This is a genomic window from Streptomyces purpurogeneiscleroticus (assembly GCF_020024005.1).
Taxonomy (GTDB): domain Bacteria; phylum Actinomycetota; class Actinomycetes; order Streptomycetales; family Streptomycetaceae; genus Streptomyces; species Streptomyces purpurogeneiscleroticus.
The window spans coordinates 1-9231 of record NZ_NHSG01000266.1 but is presented as its reverse complement, the minus strand read 5'-3'; the positions used below and the strand labels follow the sequence as shown (position 1 = coordinate 9231).

At 68.8% G+C, this 9231-nt stretch carries 9 protein-coding genes; 2 read left to right on the top strand and 7 right to left on the bottom strand.

Translation table 11 applies throughout. The annotated features are described in order from the left end of the window. Window positions 1-686 (top strand): LacI family DNA-binding transcriptional regulator (locus CCS38_RS17265; protein ID WP_223734169.1); only part of this gene is annotated, 686 nt, incomplete at its 5' end. Between the two features lie 77 nt (window positions 687-763). Here CCS38_RS17265 and prcA read toward each other — a convergent pair. The 5 genes from prcA to arc all read right to left on the bottom strand — a co-directional run bounded on the left by prcA (window position 764) and on the right by arc (window position 6776). After that, window positions 764-1567, bottom strand: coding sequence for a proteasome subunit alpha (prcA, locus tag CCS38_RS17260; protein ID WP_223734168.1), 804 nt, complete (start codon window positions 1565-1567; stop codon window positions 764-766). An 88-nt stretch (window positions 1568-1655) separates the two neighbouring features. Continuing rightward, window positions 1656-2501: a proteasome subunit beta gene (gene prcB / locus CCS38_RS17255; RefSeq protein ID WP_223734167.1), complete on the bottom strand. Its 846-nt coding sequence runs from the start codon at window positions 2499-2501 to the stop codon at window positions 1656-1658. A gap of 289 nt (window positions 2502-2790) precedes the next feature. Continuing rightward, a complete protein-coding gene (locus CCS38_RS17250; protein ID WP_030616454.1) occupies window positions 2791-3009 on the bottom strand; it encodes a ubiquitin-like protein Pup in 219 nt (72 codons plus the stop codon). A gap of 215 nt (window positions 3010-3224) precedes the next feature. After that, window positions 3225-4736: a depupylase/deamidase Dop gene (gene dop / locus CCS38_RS17245; RefSeq protein ID WP_372457101.1), complete on the bottom strand. Its 1512-nt coding sequence runs from the start codon at window positions 4734-4736 to the stop codon at window positions 3225-3227. Window positions 4737-5009: 273 nt separating this feature from the next. Then, window positions 5010-6776 carry a proteasome ATPase gene (gene arc, locus CCS38_RS17240; RefSeq protein WP_223734166.1) on the bottom strand — a complete coding sequence of 589 codons (1767 nt, stop codon included), beginning with the start codon at window positions 6774-6776 and terminating at the stop codon, window positions 5010-5012. 252 nt (window positions 6777-7028) lie between these two features. Here arc and CCS38_RS17235 point away from each other — a divergent pair, with 252 nt between their 5' ends. Then, a complete protein-coding gene (locus tag CCS38_RS17235; protein WP_030252045.1) occupies window positions 7029-7322 on the top strand; it encodes a ferredoxin in 294 nt (97 codons plus the stop codon). 186 nt (window positions 7323-7508) lie between these two features. On the opposite strand, the gene CCS38_RS17230 is transcribed toward CCS38_RS17235, so the two are convergent. Both CCS38_RS17230 and CCS38_RS17225 read right to left on the bottom strand, forming a co-directional pair. Continuing rightward, window positions 7509-7946 carry a hypothetical protein gene (locus CCS38_RS17230; protein ID WP_223734165.1) on the bottom strand — a complete coding sequence of 146 codons (438 nt, stop codon included), beginning with the start codon at window positions 7944-7946 and terminating at the stop codon, window positions 7509-7511. A gap of 243 nt (window positions 7947-8189) precedes the next feature. Beyond that, the gene (locus CCS38_RS17225) at window positions 8190-9185 is read right to left on the bottom strand and encodes a tRNA (adenine-N1)-methyltransferase (protein WP_223734164.1); all 996 of its coding nucleotides are present in this window, start codon (window positions 9183-9185) and stop codon (window positions 8190-8192) included. Window positions 9186-9231: the final 46 nt, after the last annotated feature.

Here is a 9231-nt window from a genome sequence, read left to right as displayed (position 1 = left end):
CCCGCGACCCCTTCGACTCCGCCCGCGCCACCCTCGACGGCGTCATCGCCTCCTCCATGGCCACCGACGCGCTCACCGCCCTCTACGGCGAGGGCCTGCCCCTGGTCATGCTCGACAACGACCCCGAGGACACCCCGGCCGCCGCCACCGTCAACCTCGACATCGCCGACGGCGCCCGGCAGACCGCCCGCCACCTCCTCGGCCTCGGCCACCGCCGGCTCACCCACCTCGCCGCCGCCGTCGACTCCTGGACCTTCCACGTCCGCGCGAACGCCCTCGCCGAAGCCGTACGGGCCGTACCGGGCGCGGCACTGCGCACCGAAGCCGCGCCGCTCACCGTGGACGCCGGACTGCACGCCGCCCACGCAGCCCTGACCGCCCCGGGCCCCCGCCCCACCGCCCTGGTCTGCGACGACGACATCCTCGCCGCCGGCGCCTGCAAGGCCGCCCGCCGGCTCGGCCTGCGCGTCCCCGAGGACGTCTCCGTCACCGGCTTCGACGACCTCGCCCTGGCCACCGCCGTCGAACCCGAGCTGACCACCGTACGGCTGCCCGCCGAGGAGTTCGGCGCGGCCGGCATGCGCGCCCTCATCGACGTCCTCGACGGCCGCCCGCCCGCCGCCGCGCCCACACTCCCGGTCGAGCTCATCACCCGCGGCTCGACGGCCGCCCCGCCGCGCCCCTGAAACAGCTCCCGAAACGCCGCGCGCCCCGGCGGGAAGTGACCCACCGGGGCGGCGCGAGACGGACGGACGGGAGCGGGCTACTCCTCCGAGCCCTCCGAGCGCTCGGAGCCGTTCTCCGCACCGGACGTACCGGACTCCGGCTCCTCGGCGGAACCGGCCTCGGTGGCCGACGACGACGAGCCCTCCGACGCCAGCAGCCGGGACAGCTGACGGCCCAGCACCCGCTTGAACTTCCGCTGCTGAGGCCGCTTGCGGTCCAGGACCGCGACCTCCAGCTGCTCCGGGGTCAGCGTGCGCTCCCCGCCGTTGTTGTCCCGCGACAGCGAGTCCACGGCGAGCTTCAGCGCCTCGCCCAGCGACATGCCGTCACGGTGATGCTGATCGAGGTAAGTGCTGATCTGATCGGCATTGCCGCCGACCGCGACCGAACCATGCTCGTCCACGATCGAACCGTCATGCGGCAGCCGGTAGATCTGATCGTCCTCGGCGGTGTTGCCCACCTCCGCGACCAGCAGCTCCACCTCGTACGGCTTCTCGGCCGCACTGGAGAAGATCGCACCGAGCGTCTGGGCATAGGTGTTCGCCAGCCCGCGCGCCGTCACGTCCTCACGGTCGTAGGTGTACCCCCGCAGATCGGCGTAGCGCACCCCACCGATCCGGAGGTTCTCGAACTCGTTGTATTTACCGACCGCCGCAAAGGCGATCCGGTCATAAATCTCACTGACCTTGTGCAGTGCACGGGAAGGATTCTCGGCGACGAAAACGACGCCGTCGGCATACTGCAGAGCGACAACACTGCGTCCGCGCGCGATGCCCTTGCGGGCGTACTCGGCGCGGTCCGCCATGGCCTGCTGGGGTGAGACATAGAACGGCGTCGACACCGGCTATCCGTCCCTTTCTGTCAATGGCTCTCTCACTGGCGAAAGCACCTCCGGATCATCCGTCCTCCGCAAGTCCGCTGCCGCCCCGTCAGAGCAGCGCCGCCCGCGGGCCGTCCGGCTGCTCCAGACGCCGCTCGTGCACCGCACGGGCGATCTCGGACACCTCGTCACTCGTGAGCCTCTTGAAGCCCTCGTCGGTGATGACCGTGACGATCGGATAGATCCGCCGGCCCAGGTCCGGCCCACCGGTCGCCGAGTCGTCGTCCGCCGCGTCGTACAGCGCCTGCACGACCGCGGTCGCCGCGTCGTTCTCGGAGAAGTCGTCCCGGAACAGCTTCTTGAGCGCGCTCCGGGCGAACACCGAACCGGAACCGGTCGCGGCGTACCCCTGCTCCTCCGAGCGCCCGCCGGTCACGTCGTAGGAGAAAATACGGCCCTTCTCCCGGTCGACGTCGAACCCCGCGAACAGCGGCACCACGGCCAGGCCCTGCATGGCCATGCCGAGATTGCTGCGGATCATCGTCGAGAGGCGGTTCGCCTTGCCCTCCAGGGACAGCTGCGCGCCCTCGACCTTCTCGAAGTGCTCCAGCTCCAACTGGAAGAGCTTCACCATTTCCACGGCGAGCCCCGCCGTACCGGCAATCCCGACCGCGCTGTACTCGTCCGCCGGGAAGACCTTCTCGATGTCCCGCTGCGCGATGACGTTGCCCATCGTCGCGCGGCGGTCACCGGCGAGCACGACACCCCCGGGGAAGGTCGCCGCCACGATCGTCGTGCCGTGCGGCGCCTCGATCGCCCCCTGCACGGGCGGCAGCGGCCGGTTCCCCGGCAACAGCTCCGGCGAGTGCTCACTGAGAAAGTCCATGAACGAGGAGGACCCAGGCGTCAGGAAGGCAGCTGGTAGACGCCCGGTGCTTCGAGTATTGGCTTCCACACGTTTCCTTCCGGATACTCGGCCGCCCGCCCAAGGCGTCCGGCCGATCCTTGACTTGGCCCAGCGCTGCGCTGCAGCTGAAGCACGTACGCCCCGGACCTTACCCATACCGTTTACATGATCCACATACGGTGTGCGCCGCCGGGCACCGGCTCGGTGCCCCGCGGCCACGCCGGTCGCGCATCCAGCGCTCTCCGCCCCGCGGAAGAGCTCCACAGGCGGCATGCGGCGAGGCGCATCGCCGGGCGCACCCGACTTTTCGTCGGGGCGCGCCCTGGCGGAATGCGCGTTACTCTCCGCCCTTCTGAACGAAGGAGCGAACGAAATCCTCGGCATTCTCTTCGAGCACGTCGTCGATTTCGTCCAGGACGGAGTCCACGTCGTCCGACAGCTTTTCCTGGCGTTCCTTGAGGTCCTCGGATGCTTCCGCGTCCTGGGTCTGCTCCTCGACCTCTTCGGTGGTACGCGAAGCCTTCTGCTGCCCGCCGCCGGTGTCCTTGGTCGCCATATCCCTCACCCCGCTCGGTTCGCCCCGCTCGATGTGACTGTCAAGATCAGACCCTACAAGCTGGGTCCGACATCGGCCTTGCACTTTCCCTCAACGTCCGGGACTCACCTCGATGATTCCCGCCGGGCGGACTTTTCAGCCGCCCGGCGGGCCCCGGATCGGTCACGATCGGACCGCGATCAGGCCGTGAGCGGCCCGGACGCGGTTTTACCGCCTCAGCCGCCGCTGAGGACCCGGACCAGGTCCTCCGCCGTGCGGCAGCGGTCCAGGAGCTCCTTGACGTGGTTGCGGGTGCCGCGCAGCGGCTCCAGCGTGGGCACGCGCTGGAGCGAGTCGCGGCCCGGCAGGTCGAAGATCACGGAGTCCCAGGACGCCGCGGCGACGTCGTCCGCGTACTGTTCGAGGCAGCGGCCCCGGAAGTAGGCCCGCGTGTCCTCCGGGGGCTTGATCTCCGCCTTCTCGACGTCCGCCTCGGTCAGCAGCCGCTGCATCTTGCCGCGCTCCGCCAGTCGGTTGTAGAGGCCCTTGTCGGGCCGTACGTCGGCGTACTGGAGGTCGACCAGGTGCAGCCGGGCCGCGTCCCAGTCGAGGCTGTCGCGGCGCCGGTAGCCCTCCATGAGCTCCCGCTTGGCGACCCAGTCCAGCGTGCCGGACAGGCTCATCGGGTCGTTCTCCAGCCGGCCCAGCACGTCCTCCCACCGGGTGAGGACGTCCTTGGTCTGCTCGTCCGCGTCGGCCCCGAACCGCTCCTCGACGTACTTGCGCGCCAGCTCGTAGTACTCCATCTGGAGCTGCACAGCGGTGAGTGTCCGGCCGCTGCGGAGCGTGATCAGATGCTGCAGCGAGGGGTCGTGCGAGACCTGGTGGAGGGTGCGTACGGGCTGGTCGACGGCGAGGTCTACGTTGATGAAGCCGTCCTCGATCATGGAGAGGACCAGCGCCGTCGTGCCCAGTTTCAGGTATGTGGAGATCTCGGAGAGGTTCGCGTCGCCGATGATCACGTGGAGCCGGCGGTACTTCTCGGCGTCCGCGTGCGGCTCGTCGCGGGTGTTGATGATGGGCCGCTTGAGCGTCGTCTCCAGGCCCACCTCCACCTCGAAGTAGTCGGCGCGCTGGCTGAGCTGGAAGCCGTGCTCGTGGCCGTCCTGGCCGATGCCGACGCGTCCGGCACCGGTGACGACCTGCCGGGAGACGAAGAACGGCGTCAGGTGGCGCACGATGTCCGAGAAGGGGGTCTCCCGCTTCATCAGGTAGTTCTCGTGCGTGCCGTAGGAGGCGCCCTTGTTGTCGGTGTTGTTCTTGTAGAGGTGGATCGGCTGAGCGCCGGGGACCTGGGCGGCCTTCTCGGCGGCCTCGGCCATGATGCGCTCGCCGGCCTTGTCCCACAGGACGGCGTCGCGCGGGTTGGTGACCTCGGGAGCGCTGTACTCGGGGTGCGCGTGGTCGACGTAGAGCCGCGCGCCGTTGGTGAGGATGACGTTCGCCAGACCGATGTCCTCGTCCGTGAGCTGGCTGGCGTCGGCGTTCTCACGTGCGAGGTCGAAGCCGCGGGCGTCCCGCAGCGGGTTCTCCTCCTCGAAGTCCCAGCGGGCGCGGCGCGCCCGGTGCATCGCCGCCGCGTAGGCGTTGACGACTTGGGACGAGGTGAGCATGGCATTGGCGTTCGGGTGGCCGGGGACGGAGATGCCGTACTCCGTCTCGATGCCCATTACTCGCCGTACGGTCATGCGGCCCTCCTTGCCCGGCGGCGCCCCCGGGTGGGGTCGGCGCTCAAGTACCGCTGCGCTTCCGGTCCGAATGCGGTCCCCGCTTCCGCACTGCGTGGTGCGGCGGTACCGAAGAGCCTAGAACGCCGATGCGGCGCTGGGGAGATCATTACAGTCATTGCTCCAGTCCGGTTTTCCCTGTTCCGCCGGGGGATCTCCAGGGTGCGTCCCGGCCCCTGGAAAGCATCCGGCTGCGGACGCCCCGCCTGGGACATCCGCAGCCGGTGAGCGGTGTTACAGGTACTGTCCGGTGTTCGCCACCGTGTCGATGGAGCGACCGGTGTCCGCGCCCTGCTTGCCGGTGACGAGGGTGCGGATGTAGACGATCCGCTCGCCCTTCTTGCCGGAGATGCGGGCCCAGTCGTCCGGGTTGGTCGTGTTGGGCAGGTCCTCGTTCTCCTTGAATTCGTCCACGCATGCCTGGAGCAGGTGGGCGACCCGGAGGCCCTTCTGGTTCTGTTCGAGGAATGCCTTGATGGCCATCTTCTTGGCGCGTCCGACGATGTTTTCGATCATGGCGCCGGAGTTGAAGTCCTTGAAGTACAGGACTTCCTTGTCACCGTTGGCGTAGGTGACCTCCAGGAAGCGGTTCTCCTCCGATTCCGCGTACATCTGCTCGACGACCGACTGGATCATGCCGCTGACCGCGGCCTTCTTCGAGCCGCCGTGCTCGGCGAGGTCGTCGGAGTGCAGCGGGAGCCGGTCGGTGAGGTACTTCGAGAAGATGTCCTTGGCGGCTTCGGCGTCCGGACGCTCGATCTTGATCTTGACGTCGAGCCGGCCGGGCCGCAGGATCGCCGGGTCGATCATGTCCTCACGGTTCGAGGCACCGATGACGATCACATTTTCCAGGCCCTCCACACCGTCGATCTCGGAGAGCAGCTGCGGGACGATGGTGTTCTCCACGTCCGAGCTGACGCCCGAGCCTCGGGTGCGGAAGAGGGAGTCCATCTCGTCGAAGAAGACGATGACGGGCGTGCCCTCGCTGGCCTTCTCCCTGGCCCGCTGGAAGACCAGGCGGATGTGCCGCTCGGTCTCGCCGACGTACTTGTTGAGGAGCTCGGGGCCCTTGATGTTGAGGAAGAAGCTCTTCCCCGCGGGCTTGCCGGTCACCTCGGCGACCTTCTTGGCGAGGGAGTTGGCGACCGCCTTGGCGATGAGCGTCTTGCCGCAGCCGGGCGGGCCGTAGAGCAAGACACCCTTGGGCGGGCGCAGTTCGTGCTCCTTGAACAGATCGGGGTAGAGATACGGGAGCTCGACGGCGTCCCGGATCATCTCGATCTGGCCGCCCAGACCGCCGATCTTGGTGTAGTCGATGTCCGGTACCTCTTCGAGGACCAGCTCTTCGACCTCGCTCTTGGGAATGACTTCGTAGACGTAGCCGGAGCGGGGCTCGAGGAGCAGGGCATCGCCGGGGCGGATGGTGGTGTCCAGCAGCGGCTCGGCGAGCCTCACCACCCGTTCCTCGTCGGTGTGCCCGATGACCAGGGCGCGCTCGCCGTCCTCCAGGATTTCCTTGAGGGTGACGATGTCCCCGGCGCTCTCGAACTCCATGGCCTCGACCACGTTGAGCGCTTCGTTGAGCATGACCTCCTGGCCACGCCTGAGCTCTTCGAGCTCGACGCTCGGGCTGACATTGACCCGGAGCTTTCGGCCTCCGGTGAAAATGTCACACGTGCCGTCCTCGTTCGCCTGCAGGAAGACACCGAAGCCGGCCGGCGGCTGAGCGAGCCGGTCGACCTCCTCCTTGAGCGCGACGATCTGGTCGCGGGCCTCACGGAGAGTGTTGGCGAGTCGCTCGTTCTGAGCCGATACGCCGGCCAGGTTGGTCTGCAGCTCGACGATCCGCTCTTCGAGAATCCTCGTGTGACGCGGAGAGTCGGCGAGCTTGCGTCGCAGGACGGCGATCTCCTGCTCGAGATAGGCAACCTGGCCGGCAGGGTCTTCAGACCCCCGCCCCGGCCGGATGCCGCGGTTGATGTCGTCGTCGTGGGCTGCCACGGTCCTCACCTCCTCCAAGGGGAGCTGGACGCTTCCTGACCCTACCTGGGCCGGTGCAGGTTGAAACCCCTAGATCGAAAAGACTGTCGGGGTGTGTCCGATCTTCACCCTTGCGCACGTCCTCACCCTGGGGTGATACCCACCCGACAACATCGGAAAGCGACCGGTTGTATCGTCGACACGGTCAACACCCGTCAGTGCTGGCACTACTTAGACAACATCGGTTAAACGTACGCAGGAACGGCAGGCGAGATGAGCGCCCAGGAAGAAGCCACCGAGCTCGAGGTCTGGATCGACCAGGACCTCTGCACCGGGGACGGCATCTGCGCGCAGTACGCGCCGGAGGTCTTCGAGCTCGACATCGACGGGCTGGCGTACGTGAAGAGCGCCGACGACGAGCTGCTGCAGGACAAGGGCGCCACCACGCCGGTGCCGTTGCCGCTGCTCAACGACGTGCGGGACTCCGCGAAGGAGTGCCCCGGCGACTGCATTCACGTACGCCGCGTGTCGGACAAGGCCGAGGTGTACGGGCCGGACGCCGAGTAACCGGACGCCCGGTGACGGGACGCCGGATGACCGCTCGCCGGTCACCCGGCGAGCAGCCCGGCGACAGAGAGCAACGAAGCGCGTCCGGCCGGAAACCGACGGCCGGACGCGCGGTGCTGCCGCAGTCGGACAGTGATGCCGTGCTCACGCAGCGGCGCGATCGGAATTCCCGCTGCAGGCTCTCGTTCAGACTCCCCGGGCGGCCGGAAGCCCGCCCTCCGCGTCCTTCTCGGCGGAAAGTTCGCTCTCGACGAACTTGCCGTTCTGCCACTGCCACTTGGCGGCCTTGTGGACATCGGGGCAGCAGCGCGGCACGTCGGTGCTGGAGTATCCGGAGAGCGTGGCGCTCAGCGCGCGGCCGGTCAGGGTGAGATCCCGCACGCTCAGCTTGTCGGCGGGGTCGACGAGGGTGGCCACGACGCGCGGGGCGGCGCCGCGGTCTCCACCGCCTCCGCCGCGACCTCGGCCCCCGGCCGCCCCGCCCCCGCGGCCACGGCCCCGGACGCCGGCGGGCTGGACGAAGGAGGCCAGGGCCACGACACCCGCGACGGCTGTCGCGGTGGCGAGCCACTGCATGGGGGTCGTGCCGGTGTGCGGAAGGTCCGGGCCTGCCAAGGACTGCACGCGGAATAACTCCTGGGAAGAGCTGTGGCGGTGGGGGTTGCCCGGCATCGTTCCACACGACGCCCCGTCACGGAACCAACAAGTCCGGACCAAGAAGAAAACTTGAGGAACTCGGCCCTTGCCCTGGGAACGCGAGGCCCACACCGGTAGTTCCCACATGTCCGGAAAAACGGCGACGCCGCCGGGGTTCCCGTGGGGGAACTCACCGGCGGCGCCGTGCGGTTCGGTACGGCTGCGAGCGCGTCAGCTCTCGGCGGCGTCCTGGGCTGCCTGCTCCCGCTGCTCGCGTTCCTTCTTCTCGCGGAGCTTCTGGGCCGGGCTCTTGTGCACCGGCTGCTCCTCGGCGGGCGCGGACTGGCCACCGGGGCCGGTGTAGTCCTCGCCGTACGCGCCCTTGGCGGGCCGGCGGCGGCGCAGCGGCGGCTCCACGCCGTCCGCGAGGCGGCGGGCGGTGAGCAGGAAGCCGGTGTGGCCGATCATGCGGTGGTCGGGGCGGACGGCCAGCCCCTCGACGTGCCAGGTGCGGACCATGGTCTCCCAGGCCGACGGCTCGTTGAAGGTGCCGTGGTCGCGGATGGCCTCGACGGTGCGGGCCAGCTGCGTGGTCGTGGCGACGTACGCGCACAGGATGCCGCCGGGGACGAGCGCCTTGGAGACGGCGTCCAGGCACTCCCAGGGGGCGAGCATGTCCAGGATGACGCGGTCGACGTCGGTGTCGGAGAGGTTGTCCTGGAGGTCACCGACGGTGAGCGTCCAGGCGGGGTGCGAGCCCCCGAAGTACCGCTCGACGTTCTGGGTGGCGATCTCGGCGAAGTCGGCGCGCCGCTCGTAGCTGTGCAGCATGCCCTGGTCGCCGATGGCGCGCAGCAGGAAGCTGCTGAGCGACCCGGATCCCACTCCCGCCTCGACGACGCGGGCGCCGGGGAAGATGTCGGCCATCGCCAGGATCTGCCCCGCGTCCTTGGGGTAGACCACGGCGGCACCGCGGGGCATGGACAGGACGTAGTCGGGGAGCAGGGGGCGCAGCGCGAGGTAGGCGACGTTCCCGGTGGTACGGACAACACTGCCCTCGGGAGCGCCGATCAGCTCGTCGTGGGGGAAGGCTCCCTTGTGGGTGTGGAAGCTCTTCCCCGCTTCGAGCGTGAACGTGTAGTGGCGACCCTTGGGATCGGTGAGCTGGACCTGGTCCCCGACCTTGAAGGGCCCGCGACGGCGGGCGGCACCGGTCGGTTCGGACATGTGACCAGCCTACCGGGCGTGGGGAGCGCTCCGTACCAGGGCGGGC

Bases quoted from the DNA above. Each gene is read 5' to 3' on its own strand.
- CCS38_RS17235 (WP_030252045.1), top strand. From the start codon at position 7,029: ATGAGCGCCCAGGAAGAAGCCACCGAGCTCGAGGTCTGGATCGACCAG.
- CCS38_RS17250 (WP_030616454.1), bottom strand. From the start codon at position 3,009: ATGGCGACCAAGGACACCGGCGGCGGGCAGCAGAAGGCTTCGCGTACC.
- dop (WP_372457101.1), bottom strand. From the start codon at position 4,736: ATGACCGTACGGCGAGTAATGGGCATCGAGACGGAGTACGGCATCTCC.
- CCS38_RS17225 (WP_223734164.1), bottom strand. From the start codon at position 9,185: ATGTCCGAACCGACCGGTGCCGCCCGCCGTCGCGGGCCCTTCAAGGTC.